General features: G+C 68.8%; 20 protein-coding genes. 10 read left to right on the top strand and 10 right to left on the bottom strand.

Translation table 11 applies throughout. The annotated features are described in order from the left end of the window. Positions 1-10: 10 nt before the first annotated feature. The 8 genes from L1Z78_RS01090 to L1Z78_RS01055 all read right to left on the bottom strand — a co-directional run bounded on the left by L1Z78_RS01090 (position 11) and on the right by L1Z78_RS01055 (position 8690). Positions 11-556 carry a hypothetical protein gene (locus tag L1Z78_RS01090; protein WP_234639745.1) on the bottom strand — a complete coding sequence of 182 codons (546 nt, stop codon included), beginning with the start codon at positions 554-556 and terminating at the stop codon, positions 11-13. Between the two features lie 153 nt (positions 557-709). Then, positions 710-1723 carry a Bug family tripartite tricarboxylate transporter substrate binding protein gene (locus tag L1Z78_RS01085; protein ID WP_234639744.1) on the bottom strand — a complete coding sequence of 338 codons (1014 nt, stop codon included), beginning with the start codon at positions 1721-1723 and terminating at the stop codon, positions 710-712. A gap of 193 nt (positions 1724-1916) precedes the next feature. Continuing rightward, positions 1917-2786, bottom strand: a complete 870-nt coding sequence (locus L1Z78_RS01080) for an HpcH/HpaI aldolase/citrate lyase family protein (protein WP_234639743.1) — start codon at positions 2784-2786, stop codon at positions 1917-1919. Between the two features lie 22 nt (positions 2787-2808). Beyond that, positions 2809-3807: a tripartite tricarboxylate transporter substrate binding protein BugD gene (locus L1Z78_RS01075; protein ID WP_234639742.1), complete on the bottom strand. Its 999-nt coding sequence runs from the start codon at positions 3805-3807 to the stop codon at positions 2809-2811. A gap of 92 nt (positions 3808-3899) precedes the next feature. After that, a complete protein-coding gene (locus tag L1Z78_RS01070; protein ID WP_234639741.1) occupies positions 3900-5264 on the bottom strand; it encodes an MmgE/PrpD family protein in 1365 nt (454 codons plus the stop codon). Positions 5265-5298: 34 nt separating this feature from the next. Next, a complete protein-coding gene (locus L1Z78_RS01065; protein WP_234639740.1) occupies positions 5299-6495 on the bottom strand; it encodes a CaiB/BaiF CoA transferase family protein in 1197 nt (398 codons plus the stop codon). Positions 6496-6506: 11 nt separating this feature from the next. Continuing rightward, a complete protein-coding gene (locus tag L1Z78_RS01060; protein WP_234639739.1) occupies positions 6507-7757 on the bottom strand; it encodes an acyl-CoA dehydrogenase family protein in 1251 nt (416 codons plus the stop codon). Positions 7758-7787: 30 nt separating this feature from the next. Beyond that, the gene (locus L1Z78_RS01055) at positions 7788-8690 is read right to left on the bottom strand and encodes an FAS1-like dehydratase domain-containing protein (RefSeq protein WP_234639738.1); all 903 of its coding nucleotides are present in this window, start codon (positions 8688-8690) and stop codon (positions 7788-7790) included. 247 nt (positions 8691-8937) lie between these two features. Between L1Z78_RS01055 and L1Z78_RS01050 the strand changes: the two genes are divergently transcribed. The 10 genes from L1Z78_RS01050 (at position 8938) to L1Z78_RS01005 (ending at position 19815) form a co-directional block, all read left to right on the top strand. Further along, positions 8938-9873: a helix-turn-helix domain-containing protein gene (locus L1Z78_RS01050; RefSeq protein ID WP_234639737.1), complete on the top strand. Its 936-nt coding sequence runs from the start codon at positions 8938-8940 to the stop codon at positions 9871-9873. A 263-nt stretch (positions 9874-10136) separates the two neighbouring features. Continuing rightward, on the top strand, positions 10137-11546 hold the full coding sequence (locus tag L1Z78_RS01045; RefSeq protein WP_234639736.1) for an amidase: 1410 nt from the start codon (positions 10137-10139) through the stop codon (positions 11544-11546). A gap of 198 nt (positions 11547-11744) precedes the next feature. Next, positions 11745-13562: an AMP-binding protein gene (locus L1Z78_RS01040; protein ID WP_234639735.1), complete on the top strand. Its 1818-nt coding sequence runs from the start codon at positions 11745-11747 to the stop codon at positions 13560-13562. A 158-nt stretch (positions 13563-13720) separates the two neighbouring features. Next, complete coding sequence (locus L1Z78_RS01035) at positions 13721-14626, top strand: SDR family NAD(P)-dependent oxidoreductase (RefSeq protein ID WP_234642301.1); 906 nt, start codon at positions 13721-13723, stop codon at positions 14624-14626. Between the two features lie 171 nt (positions 14627-14797). Beyond that, positions 14798-15691, top strand: coding sequence for a MaoC/PaaZ C-terminal domain-containing protein (locus L1Z78_RS01030; protein WP_234639734.1), 894 nt, complete (start codon positions 14798-14800; stop codon positions 15689-15691). A 53-nt stretch (positions 15692-15744) separates the two neighbouring features. Beyond that, positions 15745-16542, top strand: coding sequence for an enoyl-CoA hydratase/isomerase family protein (locus tag L1Z78_RS01025; RefSeq protein ID WP_234639733.1), 798 nt, complete (start codon positions 15745-15747; stop codon positions 16540-16542). After that, complete coding sequence (locus L1Z78_RS01020) at positions 16539-17831, top strand: acetyl-CoA hydrolase/transferase family protein (RefSeq protein WP_234639732.1); 1293 nt, start codon at positions 16539-16541, stop codon at positions 17829-17831. The genes L1Z78_RS01025 and L1Z78_RS01020 overlap by 4 nt, the downstream gene beginning before the upstream one ends. A 19-nt stretch (positions 17832-17850) precedes the next feature. Then, entirely contained in the window at positions 17851-19059 is a 1209-nt protein-coding gene (locus L1Z78_RS01015; protein WP_234639731.1) for an acetyl-CoA C-acetyltransferase, read from the top strand. Between the two features lie 94 nt (positions 19060-19153). Beyond that, positions 19154-19444, top strand: coding sequence for a type II toxin-antitoxin system ParD family antitoxin (locus L1Z78_RS01010; RefSeq protein ID WP_016452191.1), 291 nt, complete (start codon positions 19154-19156; stop codon positions 19442-19444). Beyond that, positions 19444-19815 (top strand): type II toxin-antitoxin system RelE/ParE family toxin, encoded by a 372-nt coding sequence (locus L1Z78_RS01005; protein ID WP_234639730.1) that lies wholly within the window; start codon positions 19444-19446, stop codon positions 19813-19815. Before L1Z78_RS01010 ends, L1Z78_RS01005 begins: the two co-directional genes overlap by 1 nt. Positions 19816-19834: 19 nt before the next feature. On the opposite strand, the gene L1Z78_RS01000 is transcribed toward L1Z78_RS01005, so the two are convergent. Next, positions 19835-20848: a Bug family tripartite tricarboxylate transporter substrate binding protein gene (locus L1Z78_RS01000; RefSeq protein ID WP_234639729.1), complete on the bottom strand. Its 1014-nt coding sequence runs from the start codon at positions 20846-20848 to the stop codon at positions 19835-19837. Continuing rightward, positions 20845-21864 carry an NADPH:quinone oxidoreductase family protein gene (locus L1Z78_RS00995; protein ID WP_234642300.1) on the bottom strand — a complete coding sequence of 340 codons (1020 nt, stop codon included), beginning with the start codon at positions 21862-21864 and terminating at the stop codon, positions 20845-20847. The genes L1Z78_RS01000 and L1Z78_RS00995 overlap by 4 nt, the downstream gene beginning before the upstream one ends. Between the last annotated feature and the right edge of the window lies 1 nt (position 21865).

The following is a 21865-nucleotide window of genomic DNA, read 5'->3' as shown; positions in this document are numbered from 1 at the left end:
CGCCGCCGGGTCAGAGCCGCTTTTCCTTGGCCTCGATCAGCTTTTGCATCAGCTCGCACACCTGGCGGGCCTGCTCCTGCGTGATGTCCAGGTTCTCGATCACCGAGCGCTTGAACTGGATGCCGTTGACCACGCCGCTGTTTTCGATGAAGCCCAGCGTCAGCGTGCGGTTCAGGAAGTAGATCAGGGCGGCGATGGCCCAGCCGATCAGCATGACCACCAGGCCGGCGGAGAAGCTGCGGGCCATCATGGACGAACCCATGAACAGGGAAAGGGCGCCAATGCCCAGGGCGGCCTTCCAGGGCTTGTGGTAGCCGTAGTAGGTCGAGCAGATGCCCTGCAGCGGAATCAGCCGGGACTGGGTGCCCGACAGCGAGGCGCTGCTGAACTCCAGGCGCTCGGCGCCCACCCGGATGGTGGTGGTGGGATCGATGTTCACCTTGGACAGGATCCAGGCGATCAGGCCGCCCTCCCGCCCCGTGATGGCGATGTGGTTGCCCTTGTCGTCTATGGGTTGCTCGCCGACCTTCCAGGCCTTGATGACCAATGCGCTCACTGTGATGCCCTCTCTTGGATGTTGGAGAAACCCTCGGCGGCCTCTTCCTGGGCTTGCACCATCAGGGTGCCCCGAGGTGCCGCGATTACAGCACAGCGCACGGATGCGCCTTCGCGCGGCCCGGGATCAGGGCGATGCCAGCGGCGCCAGGCATCAACCGGGCTGCACGCCCGCCGCCTGCAGCAGGCGGCCCCATACCGGACCTTCCTGCGCCCAGACCTCGCCGAAGCGCTGGGGCGTGTCGTCGTCCACGGGCACGAAGCCGGCGGCGATGATGCGCGCCGTGCCCTCCCGGCTGGCCACGGCGCGGTTGGCGATCCCACCCCACTGGCGCGACAGGTCGGCCGGCAGACCCCTGGGTCCGGCGATGGCCAGCCAGCCCGACAGCTCCATGGCCTCGTGGCGTTGGCCGGCCTCGGCGAAGGTCGGCACATCGGGCAGCAAAGGCACGCGCCGCGCGCCCGTGACAGCCAGGGCGCGCAGCTTGCCGGCATCGATGTGGGGCTTGAGGGTGAGCAGGCTGCCCATGCCGACGGGAATGCGCCCGCCCAGCATGTCCTGCAGCATCAGCGCCTCGCCCCGGTAGGCCACATGCGCCATGCCGGCGCCCGCCATCTCGCTGAGCACGGCGCAGACCAGGTGGGCATGCGAGCCTATGCCATAGGAGCCGTAGGAAAGCCTGCCCGCATTGGCCTTGATCCACGCCATGAACGCCTGGAGATTGCCGGCGGGCACATCGGCGTTCACCACCAGCACGATGGGCGCCATGCACACGCGCGACAGCGGCGTGAGCTCGGTCAGCGGGTCGTAGGGCGTCTTCCTGTAGAGGTATTTGTTGGTGAGCATGGTGGAGGTGGTGCCCAGCAGCAGGGTCAGCCCGTCGGGCGCGGCCTTGGACACCAGCTCGCCGCCGATCAGGCCCGCCGCGCCCGGCTTGTTGTCCACCACCACGGCCTGTCCCAGGCCCTGGGCCATGCGCTCGCCCAGGATGCGCGCGATCACGTCGGTGGCCCCGCCCGCCGCGAACGGCACGACGATGCGCACGGGCCGCGCGGCCAGGCCAGCCTGCGCGAGCACGGCGCCGGGCCCGGCGGCCACGGTGCCTGCCGCCAGGGCCAGCACCTGGCGCCTGCTCCATCGGCCATTGAATCCACGGTTCGCTGCCATCACACGCTCCTTTGCCAGGGTGCCACCGCAGGGTGGAGACACCGGATCAAGAAACCGCTGTCTCGAAATCAATCGATCAAGCCAAGCGTATTCGAGGCAAAGAGAATCATCATCAGGGAAATCATCGGACTCCTGAACCCAGGAATCAGAAAACTCCTAGCGCAAAACGGATTGGCAGTCTCGTTTCAATCCATCACCGTGCCGCTGCCCGCCGCTGTGCCCAGGCATGGCGCAGCAGCACCTGTTCGGCCTGCTTGAGCACGGGCGCATCGACCATGCGGCCGTCGAGCACGCAGACGCCGCCGCCCGCGTCGCGCAGGGCCTGCCGCACCTGCCGGGCCCGCTCCACGGCAGCGGCATCGGGGTCGAAGACCGCATGCAGCGGCTGCACCTGGGCCGGGTGGATGCACAGCTTGCCGCCAAAGCCCATGCGCCGGGCCCGCACCGCATCCCGGGCCAGTCGCTCGGGGTCGCGTGTGTCCACGGTCACGCCATCCACGGCAGGTCCGAGGCCAGCGCGGCGCGTGGCCAGCACCAGGGCCATGCGCATGGGCAGCAGTTCCTCCTCGTCCGGACCACAGGCCATGCCCGCATCCACCTGGAAGTCCAGGTGGCCGAAGGCCAGCCGCACCACCTGGGGTGCGGCGGCCAACACGTCGGCGGCGTCCAGCCCGGCCACGCTTTCGATGAGGGGCAGCAAGGCCGCCCGCGGCCCCGCTGCCTGTGCCACCGCATGCAGGGTCCGGGCGCTTTCGGCCTTGGAGACCATGGCGCCGGCCACGCCCTGCTCCACCAGCTGCGCCAGCACGCGCAGGTCATCCGCATGCCAGGGCGTGCCCTCGGCGTTGATGCGCACCAGCAGGCGCGCACGCGCCGCGCCTTCCAGCGCGCCCACTGCCTGGGCCAGCGCCTGGCGCGCACCCGCCTTGTCGGCCGGGGCCACGGCGTCCTCCCAGTCGGCGACGACCATGTCGGCCCCGCTGTCCAGGGCCTTGCCCAGGCGCTCGGGCCGCGTGGCGGGGACGAAGAGAAAGGAGGTGGCCTGTCGCGCCAGATCGTGCATGCGGATGTCCTTGTGGAAGTGCTTATTCGGCCGAGACGCCGGCCGCCTTGATGACCTTGTCCCAGCGCGCCACCTCGGCCTGCAGGTGGGTGCGCAGGCCTTCGGGCGTGGCCTTGTCGGGCGTGACCAGGTCGGAGCTGAGTTCGGCGATGCGCTTTTTGACGTTCTCGTCCTTGATGGCCACGTTCAGCGCCTTGTTGATGGCCATGACCACGTCCTTGGGCGTGCCCTTGGGCGCGTACATGCCGTGCCAGACCTTGACGTCGAAGCCCTTGAGGCCCTGCTCGTCCAGCGTGGGAATGTCGGGCAGCGAGGACAGGCGCCTGGGCGTGGTCACGCCGAAGACCTTGGCGCGCTGGCCGTCCTTGATCACGGGCACGGTCTGCGTGGTCTGGTCGCACAGCAGGTCCACCTGGCCGCCCATGAGGTCGTTCATGGCCGGGCCTGCGCCCTTGTAGGGCACGGTGGTGAGCTTGACGCCCGCCTGGTGCATGAACAGCATGCCGCACAGCTGGGAGACGGCGCCGATGCCGGCATTGGCCAGCGAGACCTTCTCCTGGTTCTTCTTCACGTAGTCCAGCAGCTCGGCGAAGTTGCTGGCCGGGAAGTCCTTGCGCGACAGCAGGGTCATGGGCACGTCCAGCACCTGGCCGATGTACTCGAAGTCCTTGAGCGGGTCATAGGGCAGCTTCTTGTACAGGGCGGGCGCCGTGGCCATGCCCATGTGGTGGATGAGGATGGTGTAGCCATCAGGCCGCGCCTTGGCCACGCGGTTGGGCGCGATGGTGCCGCCGGCGCCCACGGTGTTCTCGACCAGAACGCTCTGGCCCAGCACCTGCCCCATGGGGATAGCCAGCAGGCGCGCCACCACGTCGGTGGGGCCGCCCGCGCTGTAGGGAACGACCAGTACCACGGGTTTCTCGGGCCAGGCATTGGCCTGGGCGCCGGTGGTGGCGGCCAGCGCGCAGGCGGCGGCCGCCGCGACAACGAGGCGGCGGCGGAAAGAGGGGGTGCTTTGCATGGTTTGTCTCCTGTGCACGGTGGTGGAAGCGGCAGGCGCTCTTGGGGTGGCACCTTTCCCTGTGATTCGCCGGCCGGGGCCGGCGCGAAAACTCAGTCCAGCAGGCGCTGCACGCGCGGCCACTGCGCGACCTGCCACAGCCGCCCCACGGCAGCCTGCGCGCTGGCCTCCTGCAGGGCGCCGCCATAGGCGATCAGGCGCAGCGCCTTGGCCGTGATCTCCTCGCGCGACAGCGTGTTGCCGGGGTCGCCCTTGGGCTCCTCGACGCGACCGTGCAGCGTGCGGCCATCGGTGGTCTGCACGGTGACCTTGCCGATCCAGCGGCGCGGATAGGCGGCGTCGACTTCGGGGTCCAGCACCATGGAGACCTTCTCGCGCAGGGCCACCGTGGTGGCGGCCAGGTACTCGCTGTCGAACGCATCGAGGCCCGCATGGCCGTGGCGCGCCGCCAGCGCCAGCACCGTGCCCATGGAGAACTTGCTCTGGTGCACGGTGGTCGGATCGACCACGGGGCCCAGCACGTCGATGGCGCCCTGGTGCACATGGCAGGTGACCCGGGCCAGGTCGGCAGGGGCCAGGCCGTGCTGCTGCATGACCTGCAGCAGCGCATCGGCAGCCGGGTGCGTGTGGCGGCAGGAGGCATGCCATTTGAACGAGGTCTCGGCCGTGGCCCAGCGTGTGCCGATGCCATCCGTGAGGCGCGTGGGATCGGCGTCCGTGGACATGCCTGCCGCCAGGCCCTGCGGCCCGGTGAAGATGTCCTGCGCACCGGTGAATCCGTCCCGGGCCAGGTAGGCCGACATCAGGCCCGCAGCGGCCGCATGCGCCGTGTGCAGCTGCTTGCTGTCGGCGCCCGTGCGCAGGAACTCCCACAGCCCTGCCGATTGCGTGCCGGCCGAGCCGAAGGCATGCTGCATCTGCGCGGGCGTAAGGCCCAGCAGCCGGCCCACGGCGGCCGCGGCGGCCAGGGTGCCGGCCGTGGCCGTGGTGTGGAAGATGCGGTAGTGGCTGCGGCCCAGGAACTCGCCCACGCGGATGCCGACCTCGTAGCCTGCCACGCAGGCGGCCATGAGTTCGGCGCCGCTGGCGCCGATGCTCTGCGCCACGGCCAGCGCGGGCGGGAAGACCACGGCTGCGGGGTGGAAGACCGAGCCGTTGTGCACATCGTCCTGCTCGGCCACATGCGAGGCCGCGGCATTGGCCAGGGCCGCCATCATGGGCGAGCTGGTGTCGGCACTGCCCAGGATCTCGCAAGGCCCCTGCGCCGGCCCCTGGGACAGCGCAAAGCGCGTGATGCTCTGCACAGGGCGCGCACCCTGGCCCGCGAGCACGGAGCCGAACCAGTCCACCCACAGGTCTTCGGCGCGGCGCTGCACATCCTGCGGGACATCGTCCCAGCGCAGCGTGGCGGCGAACCGGGCCAGCGGATGGATGCTCACTTGGGTCTCGTTCTTCATGGGGTCACTCCCGCGCATACGGTGCGCACAGGTTTCACAAGGCCGGTTCGTCTGCGTAGAGGGCGCTGATGCGCTCGGCCGGCCAGCCCAGGCCGGCCAGGATGGCCGCGCTGTGCTCGCCGACGGCCGGGACGGCATCCATGCGGTAGTCGAAGGCACTGTTGGCCCCCGGCGGCAGCAGCGCCCGGACCGGCCCGGCCGGCGTGGCCACGCTGCGCCAGCGCTGGCGCGCCGCCAGCTGCGGATGGGCCCACAGGCCCGCCATGTCGTTGACGCGGGCGTTGGCGATGCCGGCCTGCTCCAGCCGCTCGACCACCTGGGCCGCGTCCAGCGCCGCGAACACGGCCAGGATCAGGGCCGCCAGCTCGTCGCGGTGGGCGTTGCGCCGCGCGTTGCTGTCGAAGCGCGGGTCGGTGGCCAGCGCGGGCTGCTGCAGCACGTGGTCGCAGAAGGCCTTCCACTCGCGCTCGTTCTGCAGGCCCAGCATGACCGTGCCGCCGTCGCCGGCTTCGAACGGCCCGTAGGGGTAGATGCTGGCGTGCGAGGCACCCGTGCGCGGCGGCGGCGGCGCGCCGTCGAAGGCGTAGTACATGGGGTAGCCCATCCACTCGCCCAGCGCCTCCAGCATGGACACGTCGATGTGGCTGCCCTCGCCTGTGCGCGCGCGCAGCAGCAGGGCCGACAGGATGTTGGTATAGGCGTACATGCCGGCCGCGATGTCGGCCACCGAGATGCCGGCCTTGGACGGCGCCTGCTCCGTGCCCGTGACCGAGAGAAAGCCCGCCTCGCTCTGGATCAGCAGGTCGTAGGCCTTCTTGTCGCGGTAGGGACCGTCGGCGCCGTAGCCGCTGATGTCGCAGACGATGAGGCGTGGAAAGCGCTCGCGCAGCGCCGCATAGGACAGGCCCATGCGCGCGGCCGCACCGGGCGCAAGGTTCTGCACCAGCACGTCGGCGCCCTCCAGCAGTTGCATCAGCGCCTGCATGGCCTCGTCCTGCTTGAGGTCCAGCGCCAGGCTTTCCTTGCTGCGGTTGATCCAGGTGAAGTGCGAGGACTGACCGTTGACGCGCTGGTCATAGCCGCGCGCGAAGTCGCCGCTGCCGGGCCGCTCCACCTTGATCACGCGCGCGCCCAGGTCGGCCAGCTGGCGCGTGCAAAAGGGCGCGGCCACCGCATGTTCGAGCGAGACGACGGTGGTGCCGTCCAGGGGCCTCAGGCGTTGCTGTGTCATGCGCAGTGCCTTCAGAACGAGCGGGGGAGACCGAGGATGTGCTCGGCCACGTAGGAGTAAATGAGATTGGTCGAGATCGGCGCCACCTGGTACAGCCGCGTCTCGCGGAACTTGCGCTCCACGTCGTATTCGCAGGCGAAGCCGAAGCCGCCGTGGAACTGGATGCAGGCATTGGCCGCCTCCCAGCTGGCCTTGGCCGCCAGGTACTTGGCCATGTTGGCCTGGGCGCCCATGGCCTGGTGGGCATCGAACAGCTCGCAGGCCTTCCAGCGCATGAGGTTGGCGGCCTCGACCTCGATGAAGGCGTCGGCGATGGGAAACTGCACGCCCTGGTTCTGGCCGATGGGGCGGCCGAAGACGTTGCGGTCGCGCACATAGTTGGTCACGCGGTCCAGGAACCAGTAGCCGTCGCCTATGCACTCGGCCGCGATCAGCGTGCGCTCGGCATTGAGGCCATCGAGGATGTACTTGAAGCCCTTGCCTTCCTCGCCGATCAGGTTCTCCTCGGGGATTTCGAGATCCTCGAAGAACAGCTCGTTGGTCTCGTGGTTGACCATGTTGGGGATGGGGCGCACGGTCAGGCCGCTCTTGGGCTGCCGGGCCGCCCCAAGGCCCAAAGCGGCCCCCTCGGGGGGCAGCGACCCTTGCGCAGCAGGGGAGCGTGGGGGCAATCCTTGCGCTTCGGCCAGGTCCACCATGAAGATGGACATGCCTTCGCTCTTCTTCTTCACGTCGGCCAGCGGCGTGGTGCGCGCCAGCAGGATCATCCAGTCGCTGTGCTGCACGCGGCTGATCCAGACCTTCTGGCCGTTGACCACGTAGCGGCCGTCCTTCTTCACGGCGCTGGTCTTGATCTTGGTGGTATCCGTGCCCGTGGTGGGCTCGGTCACGCCCATGGACTGCAGACGCCATTCGCCCGAGGCGATGCGCGGCAGGTACTTCTCCTTTTGCGCCTGCGAGCCGTGGCGCAGCAGCGTGCCCATGTTGTACATCTGGCCGTGGCAGGCGCCCGAGTTGCCGCCGCAGCGGTTGATCTCTTCCATGATCACGCTGGCCTCGGTCAGGCCCAGGCCCGAGCCGCCGTACTCCTGCGGGATCAGCGCGGCCAGCCAGCCGGCCTGGGTCAGCGCGTTGACGAAGGCCTCGGGATAGGCGCGCTGCTCGTCGATCTTGCGGAAGTATTCGTCGGGAAACTCGGCGCACAGCGCGCGGATGGCGTCGCGGATCTCGGGGAAGTTGTTGGAGAGCGTGTTTTCGATCATGGTGGTCTCAAGGCGGGGTGTTCAGGGCTCTCAGGCCAGGGTGGCTTTTCCAGTCATGGTCAGCCAGCCTTCGTGGTCCTGTGCCCAGAGTTCAATGGTCTTGCCATCTGCGCAAGGCCTGCCGTGCACGCTGAAGGCATGCAGGTCGAAGGTGGGGCGCACGGCCTTGAAGTCGAAGGACAGCACCTGCGCCTGGGGCAGCTCGCGGCGCAGCAGGTCCAGCAGCAGGGTGGCGATCAGCGGGCCGTGCACGATCAGGCCCGGATAGCCCTCGACCCCCGTCACATAGCGGCGGTCGTAGTGGATGCGGTGGCCGTTGAAGGTCAGGGCCGAGTAGCGGAACAGCAGCACGTCGTCGGGAACGATGGTCCGGGACCAGGCCTGCTGGCCGTCCAGCGGCGGCTTCTGGGGAACGGGCGCCGGATCGCCCGGCTGGGCCGCTGCGCGGTAGACGATGTCGTGCTCCTCGGTCAGCGCCAGGCCCTGGGCGTTGCTGAACGCATGCTCGACCAGCACGAACAGCAACTCGCCCGAGCGGCCGCTCTTGTGGCTGACCGAGCGGATGGTGGAGCGGCGCTCGACCTTCTGGCCCACCTGCAATGGGTTGCCGGCCTGCCAGCGCAGGCGGCCACCGGCCCACATGCGGCGCGGCAGTGGCACGGGCGGCAGGAAGCCGCCCCGGCGCGGATGGCCGTCCGGGCCGATCTCGCTTTGGCGCGCATGGGGCAGGAAGTACAGCCAGTGCCACAGCGGTGGCAGCGCCGTGCCTTCGCCGGGCTCGGGGTCTTGCCTGTCCAGCGTGGCCGACAGTGCCGCCACGGGCGCGGCCGTGAAGGTGTCCTTCAGGGTCTCGCTGCGGCCCTGCCAGGACTGCAGATGCGCCACCTCCGCAGGAGTCAGCGCATGGGTGGGGGTGATGTGTTCGGATGGCATGGCAGGCATGCTCGCAGGCAATGCCGGTGCGCACAATCCGGCAAATTGGAATGCACCCTTCGGCGCCCGCAAAGGGTGCAGGCCATGGCCATCCCCCCAGGCACTAGGACAACCCTGGATGCGCCAAGAACCCGACTGTCGTATCAATACATACACATACGCTCGCCCCGCGTCGGCCCCACGGGGCGGGGTTCCCGGGGCAAGTCCTTTGCACCTCGCAGGCCACGGTTTCTGCGTCCGGAAAGCCATGACCACCGATTACTGCACCACGGACATAGACGCGGCACATCGCTTTGACTATTGGAGCGATGTGGTGCGCCAGCACTGTCTTCCGGCCTCCAGCCGCCTGCTGGCACAGGATGCCTTTGACGGCCGGCTGTCGTTCAGCCTCGCAGGGACGGTGGGCATCAGCACGATGGTCGCCCCGCTCCTGCATCGCTGGTCGCGCCAGGCCAGCCATATCCGCCAGAGGGACGATGACGACCTGTGGATCGGCTACATGCGTGCGGGCCAGGGGGCACTCGATCAAAAAGGCCGGCACGCCAGGCTGAACAGCGGCGACCTCTTTCTCTACGATTCGGCACGGCCCTTCGATTGCGCGCTGACGGCGCAATGCCTCCATCTGTGCCGCATCCCCCGCCACGCGCTGCTGCAGCGCTACCCCGATGCCGAGCAAATGACGGTGCGCATCTTCGACAGCAGCAAGCCCACGCTGCTGCAGCTGCGCACCATGATCGAGCAGGCCGTCTGCATCGACTTCGACCAGATCCGCCCTGCCGCCGCCGCGCAGTTCGGCACCACCTTGCTCGACCTGCTGGGCCTGATGCTGGAGTTCCAGCAGGAAAGGCAGGAGTGTGCGTCGGAGCGTGGTCTGCATGGCCGCATCGCCGCCTACATCCGGCGCCATTTCCTGGATCCGGAGCTCACCCTGCAGACGCTGGCCCAGGCCCATGGCATCTCCGTCAGGACGGTGACGCGGGCCTTCGCCCGGCAACCGCAGGGCGCCATGGGGCTGGTATGGCAGCTGCGGCTGCAGGCCAGCCGGCAGGCATTGATGGAGGGCCGGGCACGCAACGTGACCGAGGCGGCGTTCGACCACGGCTTCGCGGACCTTTCCCACTTCAGCCACGCCTTCCACAAGGCCTTTGGCGTGCGCCCCAGCGCCTTGCTGCGGCAACGCTGACCCCGAACGGGGCACATGTCCTTGCCAGCCAAGACATCTGTCCTTCACACACCAGCAGGAAATTGCGCCTTGGCTACCTTTGAAGGCCTGGGGCACGCAAGTGCCAACCCATGGACGACTGGCCTGGAAAACAGGCCGCAAGGAGCACCAACATGCGCAGCCAGATTCCCGGGACGGTTCCACTTTGGCGTCCAGATGGCAGGTCCCCCGTGGCCGGCTGAACACCTCGACTTTGCACGAGCCATCAACCAGCGAGTACCCATATGACAGAACTTTGGAAACAATCTGCGGGACAGTTGGCCAACGCCATCGCCGCACGCCGTGTATCTTCCCGCGAAGTGGTGCAAGCGCATCTTGAGCGCATTTCGGCCGTCAACCCGAAGCTCAACGCAGTGGTCCATGTCCTGCGCGACGAGGCGCTTGCTGCAGCAGATGCCGCCGACCGCGCTGTGGCAAGCGGCGAGCCCCTCGGCCCACTGCATGGAGTTCCGGTTTCCATCAAGTGCAACATCGATCTGAAAGGTGTCGCGAGCACGTGGGGCGTTCCCGCCCTCAAGGAGGCCGTCGCGCGGCAGGACTCGCCATTGGTCGAGAGGGTCCGCGCGGCCGGAGCCATCCCGATCGCAAGCACAAACTGCCCCGACCTTGCCATGCGTGTGCACACGGATAGCACTTTGCACGGATTGACGAAAAACCCGTGGAACGCGTCCAGAACGGCGTCGGGAAGCAGTGGTGGGGATGCAGCCGCGATCGCAAGCGGGATGAGCCCTCTGGGCTTTGGCAATGACATCGGTGGCTCGCTGCGCAACCCCGCAAACGCGTGCGGAATCGCCTCAATCAGGCCGTCTGCGGGCCGTGTGCCCGATGCAAGCCAGCCTCCGTTCGAGAATCGCCCCATCGCGTGGCAGATGATGGCGGTGCAAGGGCCGATGGCACGTACGATTTCGGATGTCAGACTCGGCCTGAAAGTGATCTCGGGTGCTCACCCGCTGGACCCGCAAGCTGTCGATGCCCCTTTCTCCGTTGCGCATTCGCGCCGACCGCGTGTCGCCGTGGTCGGCGCCCCTCCAGGCGGGTCCTGCGCTTCGTCCATCAGCCACGCGGTCCTGGCGGCCGCTGACGCGCTGTCCAATGCCGGATACGAAGTGGCACAGGTCACTCCTCCCCGGTATGAAGAGGTCGTTCGCGTCTGGGGAGAGTTCGTGATGGGGGACTACGCGTCCTTGTGGGAGACGATGGCCCCGCTCATGGGCGAAGACGGGCGCTACTTCTTCAATGGCCTCTTCCAGATGTTCAAGATGCCCGCCAAATCTGCAGACATGTCTGCGCTGCTGCAAACGCGTGACGGACTGGCGCGCGACTGGTCCACGTTCATGAACGACTACGAGCTTGTCCTGACACCGACGTGGACGCAATTGCCTTTCGACATTGGATTCGATGTTTCGTCCCAGGACGGGGTGGAGAAAACAGTGGAAATGATGAGGCCCGTCGTCCCGGCAAACTTGCTCGGGCTGCCAAGCGCCTGCGTGCCGGCCGCTCGCGATCTTGAGACTGGAATGCCTATCGGCGTTCTGCTGACCGGTCGACGATTCCGCGATGACCAGTGCCTGGATGCAGCCGAAGCAGTGGAAGGCCTTCGCGCGCTGCAAACCCCGATCGATCCTGTCTGGTGAGTTGCGTCCATGTGAAAGGCACCTGCTCTTGCCTGGAAGCAAGGGGGGCCGGCCCTGTCTTGACGCCACCAGCCACGGCCCTTGTCCTTCGTTCCCGACGAAGCTGCATCAACACTGACTGACTTGCAAATCATGGCCCTGCCCGCCCCCTCTGCCCCGGTCCGCACCCTCGAAGACCTGCAGCGATACGAGTCGCACATGCCGTTGGACCAGCGGATACCGCCCACGATCTACCGCCTCTTCGAGCAACTGGCGCAGACCCACGGCAGCCGCACCGCCCTGTCCATGGTGCTGACGGGCGCCGACGACGAGCGGCCCCAGCGCCTGAGCTACGCAGGCCTGCATGCGCGCATCACGCAGGCGGCCAACCTCTTTGCCAGCCTGGGCGGACCCGGCGTGGGCGTCGCCTTCATGCTGCCATCGCTGTTCGATACGCATGCCGTGCTCTGGGGCGCCGAAAGCGCCGGCTATGCCGTGCCCCTGAACCCGCTGCTGCTGCCTGAACAGCTCGCGCAGCTGATCGCCGCGTCCCGCGCGCGCATCCTGGTCACCTGCGGCCCGGGCATGGCGCCCGGGCTCTGGGACAAGTGCCAGGCCATCCGCGCGCGCCTTCCCGATCTGCAGGTGCTGTGCATCGGCGGCCTGCCCTCGGCCGAAGAAGGCGGCGGCAGTGGCGGCGGCGCCCTGCCGGCGCTGGACTTCGCCTCCGCGCTCCAGCCCCATGGCCGGGAGCGGCTCGGCTTTCAGCGCGCGGACCATGCCGACGAGGTCATCGCCTACTTCCACACCGGCGGCACGACAGGCACGCCCAAGCTCGTGGCGCACACCCACCGCAACCAGCTGACGGCCGCGCTGGGCGGGGGCGTGCTGATGGACCTGCGTTGCGACGACGTGATGACGAACGGCATGCCGCTGTTCCACGTGGGCGGGGCCATTGCCTGCAGCCTGGCCCTGTTCATGCGGGGCGCCCACGTCCTGATGCTGTCCCCGCAGGGCCTGAGAAACGCGCAGATGGTGCAGCGCTACTGGCGCATCGTGGAAAACCATGGCGTCACGCTGGTCTGCGCCGTGCCGACGGCGCTCAGTGCCATCCTGGCGCAGCCGGTGGACGGCCGCCTGGACACCGTGCGCTGCGGCCTGACCGGCTCCGCCCCCACGCCGCGCAGCCAGACCGAGAAATTCGCGGCGCTGACGGGAAGGCCCCTGCACGAGATCCTCGGCATGACGGAGAGCGGCGGCGTGACGGCCATCGATCCGGTGGCGGGCTCGGCCACGCCCGGGTCCGTGGGCCTGCGGCTGCCCTATACCCAGTTGCAGGTCCTGCGCCGGCTGGAGGGCGGGCAATTGGGTGCGCCCTGCGAGCCGCACGAGATCGGAGCCCTGGTGGTCAGCGGCCCCAATGTCTCCCCCGGATACCTGAATGCGGCACACAACGCGGGGGTTTTCGACGCGTCCAGCGTCCATTCGGGCGATCTGGCCTACCTCGACGAAGAAGGCAAGCTCTTCATCGCCGGGCGGGCCAAGGACCTCATCATCCGCAGCGGCCACAACATCGACCCGGCCATGATCGAAGCGGCCTTCACCGCGCATCCCCAGGTGGCGCTGGCAGCCGCCGTGGGCCAGCCCGACGCCTACGCCGGCGAGCTGCCGGTCTGCTATGTCTGCCTGGTTCCCGGCGCATCCGTGACACAGGACGAACTGGCGGCCTTTGCCCGCGAGCGGATCGCCGAGCGGCCCGCCTGGCCCAGGCAGGTGTACATCCTGGACAGCCTGCCCCTGACCGGCGTGGGCAAGATCTTCAAGCCCGCCCTGCGCGCGGATGCGGCCGAACAGGTGCTGCGCCCGCTGCTGCAGGCGGCGGCGGGCGCGCGGCTGCGGGAGGTGGCGGCATCGGAAGGCGGACCGCGCGGCCTGCGGGTGCGGGTCACGCTCACCCAGGAAGATGCGCAGGCCAGCGCCGCCATCGCGTTGGCGCTGGGCGCCTTCGTGCTCGACTACACCATCGAGGCCGGGTAAAAGCCCCCCTGAGGCGATGCCGCGCCTGCCCATGGCACGGCGCTTTCACATTGACGAACACCATCCTTGCCAATCGCTAATAGGCAAGCGACTGCTGCGGCGGCATCCTTGGGCAAGCACTGTGCAACACGCTCTTCCAAGGACAAATCATGAGCAAAATGCTTGAAGGCAAAGTGGTCGTGGTGACCGGCGCCGGCGGCGGCATCGGGCGCGACATGGCGCTGGCCATGGCGGCCGAGGGCGCCAAGGTGGTGGTCAACGACATCGGCACCTCCACCTCGGGCGAGGGCACGGACGCCGGCCCCGCCCAGAAGGTGGTCGACGAGATCCAGGCCGCCGGCGGCCAGGCCGTGGCCAACACCGACAGCGTGGCCGAGGCCGCCGCCGCGGGCCGCATCGTGCAATGCGCCGTGGACCACTTCGGCCGCATCGACGGCGTGGTCAACAACGCCGGCATCCTGCGCGACCGGTTCTTCCACAAGATGAGCCTGGACGAGTGGGACGCCGTCATCAAGGTCCACCTGTACGGCAGCTACTACATGGCCCGCGCCGCCGCCAACCATTTCAAGGAGCAGGAAAGCGGCGCCTTCGTGCACATGACCTCGACCTCGGGCCTGATCGGCAACCTGGGCCAGGCCAACTACAGCGCCGCCAAGCTGGGGCTGACGGCCCTGTCCAAGTCCATCGCGCTGGACATGCAGAAGTTCAACGTGCGCTCCAACTGCATCGCGCCGTTCGCCTGGAGCCGCATGATCGGCTCCATCCCCACCGACACGCCCGAGCAGCAGGCGCGCGTGGCCAAGATCCAGCAGATGACGCCCAACAAGATCGCGCCGCTGGCCGTCTACCTGCTCTCCGACGCGGCCCGCGACGTGAACGCCCAGGTCTTCGCCGTGCGCAACAACGAGATCTTCCTCATGAGCCAGCCGCGCCCGCTGCGCTCGGTGCACCGCAGCGAGGGCTGGTCGCCGCAATTCATTGCAGAGCACGGCATGCCGGCGCTCAAGGCATCGTTCGTCCCGCTGGACCGCTCGGCCGATGTCTTCAGCTGGGACCCTGTCTAGAAAAGCACCCCCTGAGCGGCTGCGCCGCTTCCCCCTCTCTCGCTTCGCGGGAGGGGGACGGCGCCCTCGCCGCGAGGCGGCTCTTGCTCGGCGCCCCTGGGTTGGGGTGCGCCGGTTTTGAAGGCTGTTGGTCTTGCGCCAGCGCAATCAAGTACCGAGATGACCCGTTCCATGACCATTCGCTACGACCACCTGAAACAGCGCCCCTTCGAGCCCGTGCGCCAGCACTATGGCGAGCGCGACACCCTGCTCTATGCGCTGAGCCTGGGCCTGGGCAATGACCCGCTGGACCCTGGCGCCCTGCCCTTTGTCTACGAAGGCGCGCCGGGCGGGCTGCGCGCCCTGCCCTCGCAGGCCGTGGTGCTGGGCTACCCGGGCTTCTGGGCGCGCGAGGCCGATACCGGCATCGACTGGGTCAGGCTGCTGCACGGCGAGCAGCGCATGCGGCTGCACCGGCCGCTGCCGGCCAGCGCCGAGGTCGTGGGGCGCAACCGCATCACCCACCTGACGGACAAGGGCGAAGGCAAGGGAGCCATCCTGGTCACCGAGCGGCAGCTGGAGACGGCCCAGGGCGAGCTGCTGGCCACCGTGCAGCAGGTCAGCTTCCTGCGCGGCGACGGCGGCTACAGCCTGCTGGACGGCGGCCAGCCCAGCGACGCGCCCCTGGCGCCGCTGCGCCCCACGCCGGAGGACCGCGCGCCCGACTTCACCGACACCCAGGCCATACGCCCCGAGGCCGCGCTGCTGTACCGCCTGATGGGCGACACCAACCCGCTGCATGCCGACCCGGCCGTGGCGCGCAAGGCCGGTTTCGACCGCCCCATCCTCCATGGACTGGCCAGCTACGGCCTGGTCGCCCATGCCGTGCTGCGCCAGTGCGGCGACCGCAATCCCGCGCGGCTGAAGGCGCTGGACATCCGCTTTGCCGCGCCCGTCCATCCGGGAGAGACCCTGGTGACCGAGATCTGGCGCGTGCCCGGTCAGCCCTCGCAGCTGCAGCTGCGCGCCCGCGTGCTGGAGCGTGACAAGATCGTCCTGAGCCACGGCTACGCCGAACTGGCCTGACTCCACAGCGGCCCCCGCAGGGGCCGCTTTCCGCATTTCACCCCAGTCCCATCATGAGCACTTCCCCCGTATTGACCACCATCCAGGACGGCATAGGCACGATCACGCTGAACCGGCCCGAGGCCCGCAATGCGCTGAACCAGGCGATGCGCCCGGCCCTGGCCGCCGCCGTGGCCCGGATGCGCGACGATGCACAGGTCCACACCGTCATCCTCACCGGCGCGGGCGGTGCCTTCTGCTCGGGCGGCGACATCGGCCAGATGATGGATGCCGGCCAGGCGGGCCTGCCCTGGCGCGAACGCATCCGCAGCCTGCACCAGTGGTTCCCCGAACTGGTCAACCTCGAAAAGCCCGTGATCGCCGCCGTGGATGGCCCGGCCTTCGGCGCGGGCCTGAGCCTGGCGCTGGCCGCCGACTTCGTGCTGTGCACCCGCCGCGCCAAATTCTGCGCCGTGTTCGGCCGCATCGGCCTCATCCCCGACCTGGGCGCCATGCAGCTTCTGCCACGCATCGTGGGCCAGCAAAAGGCCAAGGAGCTGGTCTTCACCGCGCGCACCGTGGAGGCCGAGGAGGCCCGGGCGCTGGGCATGGTCTACGACATCGTCGAGGACGGCGAGGCACTGCAGCGGGCCGCCCTGGCGCTGGCGCGCCGCTTCGGCGAAGCCTCCACGGCCGCCATCGGCATGGCCAAGACCATCATGAACCAGGCCTTCGAGCTGGATGCGCGCGCCATGGCCGAGCTGGAGGCCTATGCCCAGACGATGTGCCGCGGCTCCGACTACCACCAGGAGGCGGTGCAGCGCTTCAAGGACAAGCAGCCGCTGCGCTTCGACTGGGACCGCCAGCCATGAGCCAGGGTGTGCTGGCGCAACGGCTGCTGGCCCTGATCCGCCCCGGCGACACGCTGTGGTGGGGCCAGGCCACGGCCGAGCCGCTGACGCTCACGCGCGCCCTGGTGGCGCAGCGCCATGCACTGGCCCGGGGCTGCCGGCTGCGCGTCTTCGTGGGCATGGGCGCATCGGACACGCTGCAACCGGCGCATGCCGATGCCATCGACTTCTTCGGCTATGCCGCTGGCGGCCCGCACCGCGCGCTGGCCCAGGCCGGCGCGCTGGACATCCTGCCCAGCCACTACTCCCACCTGCCCGGCCTGATCGACGAGGGCCTGCTGCCTGCCGACGTGGTGCTGCTGCAGCTGTCCCCGCCCGACGCACAGGGCCGCTACAGCCTGGGCCTGGTGCATGAATACCTGCCGGCCGCCATACGCAAGGCACGCGTGCTGATCGGCGAGGTCAACCCCGCCATTCCCTGGACGCACGGCAGCATGCACCTGCAGGCCGGCGACTTCGCGCTGCTGGTCGATGCCGAACACCCTCCGCTGGACCAGGCGCGCAGCGCGCCCGGCCCTGCCGAACAGGCCATTGCCGGCCATGTGGCCGCCCTCATCGAAGACGGCGCCACGCTGCAGGTGGGCGTGGGCAACCTGCCCGAGGCCGTGCTCGCCGCCCTGCACGGCCACCGCGACCTGGGCCTGCACAGCGGCGCCGTGGGCGACGGCATCGCGGCCCTGGCGCAGGCAGGCGCGCTGACCAACGCACGCAAGAGCATGGACAAGGGCGTGGGCATCGGCGGCATCCTCATGGGGGGCGACCAACTCAGGCGCTGGGCTCACCGCAACCCGGCGCTGCAGCTGCGCGAGACCGGCTACACCCACCACCCCGAGGTGCTCGCGGCCAGCCACCGCCTGGCGGCCATCAACTCGGCCGTGGAGGTGGATCTCACGGGCCAGATCAATTCCGAGGTCGCGGGCGGCGTCTATGTCGGCGCCGTGGGCGGGGCCGTGGACTTCCTGCGCGGGGCCGCGCGCAGCCGGGGCGGCCTGCCCATCGTGGCGCTGCCGGCCACGGCCCGGGGCGCCTCGCGCATCGTGGCCCGGCTGTCGGGGCCCGTCAGCACGCCGCGCTCCGATGCAGGCCTGATCGTCACCGAACATGGCGTGGCCGACCTGCGCGGCCAGACGCTGTCGCGGCGCGTGCGGCGGCTGATCGACATCGCCGCGCCCGAACACCGCGAGGACCTGGAACGCCAGGCCCACGACCTGCTGCGCCAGCAAGGCTGCAGTTTCCCCTCGATTTTTTGATTCCCCAGGAGACAACACCATGCGCAGAGCCGCCATCGTCACCCCCCTTCGCACACCCGTGGGCAGCTTCGGCGGCAGCCTGCGGCCCGTATCGGTCGAGGAACTCGCGGCCACCACGGTGCGCGCCGTGGTCGAGAAAAGCGGCATCGATCCCGCACGCATCGACGACGTGGTCTTCGCCCAGTCCTATGCCAGCAGCGAGACGCCCTGCGTGGGCCGCTGGGCCGCGCTGCAGGCGGGCCTGCCCGTGGAAGTGCCCGGCATGCAGCTGGACCGGCGCTGCGGCGGCGGCCTGCAGGCCGTGGTCACGGCGGCCATGATGGTGCAAAGCGGCGCCGCCGACGTGGTCATCGCGGGCGGCGTGGAAAGCATGAGCAACATCGAGTACTACAGCACCGACATGCGCTGGGGCGCTCGCTCGGGCAACGTGCGCTTCTACGACCGCCTGGACCGGGGCCGCGAGCGCTCCCAGCCCGTGGAACGCTTCGGCAAGATCTCGGGAATGATCGAGACGGCCGAGAACCTGGCGCGCGACTGGGGCATCACCCGCGAGGCCGCCGACGCCTACGCCGTGCGCAGCCACCAGCGCGCCGCCGCCGCCTGGGAGGCCGGCCGCTTCGCCGACGAGATCGTCCCCGTCAAGGTGCCCCAGCGCAAGGGCGACCCCGTGCTGTTCACGCGCGACGAAGGCTTTCGCGCCGACGCCACCACCGACAGCATGGGCAAGCTGCGCGTGCTCATGCCCAATGGAACGGTCACGGCCGGCAACGCCAGCCAGCAGAACGACGCCAGCGCCGCCTGCCTGATCGTGGCCGAGGACAAGCTGGCCGAACTGGGCCTCACCCCCATGGCCACCCTGGTGGGCTGGGCCGCCGCAGGCTGCGAGCCCTCGCACATGGGCATAGGCCCCGTGCCCGCCGTCAAGAAACTGCTGGCGCGCCTGAACCTCACGCTGGACCAGATGGACCTGGTCGAACTCAACGAAGCCTTTGCCTGCCAGGTGCTGTCCGTGCTCAAGGGTTGGGAGTGGAACGACCAGGCCGCCATCGATCACAAGCTCAACGTCAACGGCTCCGGCATCTCCCTGGGCCACCCCATCGGCGCCACGGGCGTGCGCATCCTGGCCACGCTGCTGCACGAGCTGGAGCGCCGCAAGGGCCGCTATGGGCTGGAGACCATGTGCATCGGCGGTGGCCAGGGGATCGCGGCGGTGTTCGAGCGGGTGTGAGGTCGGGGGAGTATCCGCTGGATGCTCCCAAGGATTGGCATACTATGCCAATCCTTCTAGACTGAAGCCCTATTCACCGCAGGAGCAGACGACCATGCCGACACGCAATGTGGTGCTCAGCGACCACCAGCACGAACTTGTCGAAGAACTGGTGCAGTCAGGCCGCTATCAGAACGCCAGCGAGGTGCTGCGTGAAGGCCTTCGCTTGGTCGAGCAGCGAGAGTCCCTCGAAGCTGCAAAGCTCAAGGCCCTTCAGGAGGCGGCACGGCAAGGCTGGACCGATATCGCCGCTGGCCGCTACATCGATCTGTCGGACAACCAACTCGACAGCTTCATCGCAAGCCTGGGACAGGAAGCTTCCAGCCGCACCCAGACGAAGGCCTGATGGCGCAATACCGCCTTTCCACGGCAGCGCAAGCAGACCTTGTCGACATCCTCGCTTGGTCTCAACAGCGCTTTGGCGTGCCAGCCCGCATGCGCTATCAAGCCCTGATTGCGACTGCATTGCGCGATCTTGCTGCCCAGCCCTGCCGAGCGGGCAGCATGGAGCGGCCCGAGTTGGGAGACGGCGTGCGCTCATGGCATTTGCGTCTGAGCCGTGACCGGGCACGCACAGCCACCGGCATCGTGCGCCACCCCAGGCATTTCCTGATCTACCGAATGCATGGCGAAAAACTGGTCATCAGCCGCGTGCTGCACGATGCCATGGAGCTGGAGCGGCACTTGGCCTCCGACTCGCCATGGGACGAGGATTGAAGCCAGTCACGCTCCCGCCTCAATCCGCCCGCGCCCCCGAAGCCTTCACGATCTCCTCCCACTTGCGGGCCTCGGCCTGGATGTAGCGCGCGAACTCGGCGGGCGTGGAGCCCACGGGCTCGGCGCCCAGGCGGCGGTACTGGGCGGCGACCTGCGGTTCGTCCAGCACCTTGCGGGCTTCGCTCCAGAGTTTTCGCACCACGTCCTCGGGCGTGCTCCGGGGTGCCCACAGGCCGTACCAGGTGCTGGTGTGAAAGCCGGGCATGCCGGCCTCCTCCATGGTGGGCACATCGGGCAGGGAGGGCGAGCGCCGTGCCGAGGTGACGGCCAGCGCGCGCAGCCGGCCCGAGGCGATGAAGGGCATGGCCGAGGGCATGGAATCGAACATCAGCTGGATCTGCCCGCCCATCAGGTCGGTCAGGGCCGGCGAGCTGCCCTTGTAGGGCACATGCTGCATCTGTGCGCCGGTCTTCAAGCGGAACAGCTCGCCCGACAGGTGCTGTGACGACGCATTGCCGGCCGAGCCGAAGTTGACCTGGCCCGGATGGGCCCTGGCATGGGCGATCAGCTCCTGCAGGCTCCTGGCGGGCAGCGCATTCCCTACCACCAGCACCAGGGGCACATCGACCAGTTGGGTGACCGGCTCGAAATCGCGGAAGGCGTCGTAGGGGGCACTGGCGTAGACATAGGGGTTGATGACGTGGATGGAGGCGTTGACCAGCAGCGTGTAGCCGTCGGCCGGCGCCTTGGCGACCATGGCCGCCCCCACCATGCCGCTGGCACCCGCCTTGTTGTCCACCACGATGGGCTGGCCCAGGGCCTCGCCCAGCCGGGCCGTGACCACGCGCCCCACGACATCGGTGGGACCGCCCGGCGGATAGGGCACGACGACGCGGATGGGCGACTTGGGAAAGCCCTGGACGGCCCCTGGCGATGACGCGTAGGCCCTGGAACCGCCAAAGGTCGCAGCCATGGCGGCGGCGCCCAGCAGGGAACGGCGTGAAACGAAGGTGCTGCGGCTGTACCGGGTCATATCTTGTCTCCTTGAATGGCGAGTGCGAGTTTTCCGGTCACGCTGCGGCCATGCAGTGCCCGCAGCGCATCCGCCAGCTGGTGCATCTCGAAAACCTGGCTGACATGGGGATGGATGCGCCCTTCGACGGCCCAGCCGAACAAGGTGGCGATGGCCGCCTGCAGCCGCGCGGCAAAGGCTTCGCGTTCGTCGGCCGGCGTCCAACCGATATAGCGGCCATAGAAGAAGCCGTGCAGCGTGAGGTTCTTGACCAGGGCCAGGTTCATGGGCACCTGCGGGATGCCGCCGCTGGCAAAGCCCACGCTGAGGATCTGCGCGTTCTGCGCGGCTGCCCTGAGGGCCTGCAGCAGCAGATCGCCGCCCACGGGATCGAACACCACCGAGGCGCCGTGCCCCCCTGTCAACGCCTTGACCCGGGCGGCCAGGTCGGCGGGCTCCACGGCATGGTGGGCGCCCCGGCGCAGCGCATCGTTGCGCTTGTCTTCGGTGCTGGCGCAGGCGATGACATGCACACCGGGCGTCTGGCGCGCCACCTCCACGGCGGCAGCGCCCACGCCTGATCCCGCGCCCAGCACCAGCACCGCGTCGCCGGACTGCAGTTGCATGCGCCAATGCAAGGCCGTATAGGCCGTGCCATAGGACAGGGCGATGGGCAAGGCCTTGAGCCACGGCAGCTGCCCAGGGATGCGGTACACGGTATGGGCCCGCAGCACCACCTGCTGCGCGAAGGCGCCCCAGTCGGCGATGAAGGCCACGGCATCGCCGACCTGCAGATGCTCCACCGCGCTGCCGCACTCCAGCACCCGCCCCACACCCTCGGTGCCGGGCACGAAGGGCAGTGGCGGCCTGCGCTGGTACTTTCCCTCGATCAACAGCCCCGTGGCATGGCTGACATTGGCATAGGCCACGGCGATCCGGACTTGCGAGGGCGCCAGGCCCGGACCGGGGCTGGCGATTTGCTGCATCTGTACCACGTCCTGTGGTGGACCAAAGGCGCGGCACACCAGGGCCTGCATC

Source organism: Delftia tsuruhatensis, assembly GCF_903815225.1.
Taxonomy (GTDB): domain Bacteria; phylum Pseudomonadota; class Gammaproteobacteria; order Burkholderiales; family Burkholderiaceae_C; genus Comamonas; species Comamonas tsuruhatensis_A.
The sequence above is the reverse complement of the archived record's forward strand: the minus strand, read 5'-3'. Positions and strand labels throughout refer to the sequence as shown.

Bases quoted from the DNA above. Each gene is read 5' to 3' on its own strand.
- L1Z78_RS01085 (WP_234639744.1), bottom strand. From the start codon at position 1,723: ATGGCAGCGAACCGTGGATTCAATGGCCGATGGAGCAGGCGCCAGGTG.
- L1Z78_RS01080 (WP_234639743.1), bottom strand. From the start codon at position 2,786: ATGCACGATCTGGCGCGACAGGCCACCTCCTTTCTCTTCGTCCCCGCC.
- L1Z78_RS01075 (WP_234639742.1), bottom strand. From the start codon at position 3,807: ATGCAAAGCACCCCCTCTTTCCGCCGCCGCCTCGTTGTCGCGGCGGCC.
- L1Z78_RS01070 (WP_234639741.1), bottom strand. From the start codon at position 5,264: ATGAAGAACGAGACCCAAGTGAGCATCCATCCGCTGGCCCGGTTCGCC.
- L1Z78_RS01065 (WP_234639740.1), bottom strand. From the start codon at position 6,495: ATGACACAGCAACGCCTGAGGCCCCTGGACGGCACCACCGTCGTCTCG.
- L1Z78_RS01060 (WP_234639739.1), bottom strand. From the start codon at position 7,757: ATGATCGAAAACACGCTCTCCAACAACTTCCCCGAGATCCGCGACGCC.
- L1Z78_RS01055 (WP_234639738.1), bottom strand. From the start codon at position 8,690: ATGCCATCCGAACACATCACCCCCACCCATGCGCTGACTCCTGCGGAG.
- L1Z78_RS01050 (WP_234639737.1), top strand. From the start codon at position 8,938: ATGACCACCGATTACTGCACCACGGACATAGACGCGGCACATCGCTTT.
- L1Z78_RS01045 (WP_234639736.1), top strand. From the start codon at position 10,137: ATGACAGAACTTTGGAAACAATCTGCGGGACAGTTGGCCAACGCCATC.
- L1Z78_RS01040 (WP_234639735.1), top strand. From the start codon at position 11,745: ATGCCGTTGGACCAGCGGATACCGCCCACGATCTACCGCCTCTTCGAG.
- L1Z78_RS01035 (WP_234642301.1), top strand. From the start codon at position 13,721: ATGCTTGAAGGCAAAGTGGTCGTGGTGACCGGCGCCGGCGGCGGCATC.
- L1Z78_RS01030 (WP_234639734.1), top strand. From the start codon at position 14,798: ATGACCATTCGCTACGACCACCTGAAACAGCGCCCCTTCGAGCCCGTG.
- L1Z78_RS01025 (WP_234639733.1), top strand. From the start codon at position 15,745: ATGAGCACTTCCCCCGTATTGACCACCATCCAGGACGGCATAGGCACG.
- L1Z78_RS01020 (WP_234639732.1), top strand. From the start codon at position 16,539: ATGAGCCAGGGTGTGCTGGCGCAACGGCTGCTGGCCCTGATCCGCCCC.
- L1Z78_RS01015 (WP_234639731.1), top strand. From the start codon at position 17,851: ATGCGCAGAGCCGCCATCGTCACCCCCCTTCGCACACCCGTGGGCAGC.
- L1Z78_RS01010 (WP_016452191.1), top strand. From the start codon at position 19,154: ATGCCGACACGCAATGTGGTGCTCAGCGACCACCAGCACGAACTTGTC.
- L1Z78_RS01005 (WP_234639730.1), top strand. From the start codon at position 19,444: ATGGCGCAATACCGCCTTTCCACGGCAGCGCAAGCAGACCTTGTCGAC.
- L1Z78_RS01000 (WP_234639729.1), bottom strand. From the start codon at position 20,848: ATGACCCGGTACAGCCGCAGCACCTTCGTTTCACGCCGTTCCCTGCTG.
- L1Z78_RS00995 (WP_234642300.1), bottom strand. From the start codon at position 21,864: ATGCAGGCCCTGGTGTGCCGCGCCTTTGGTCCACCACAGGACGTGGTA.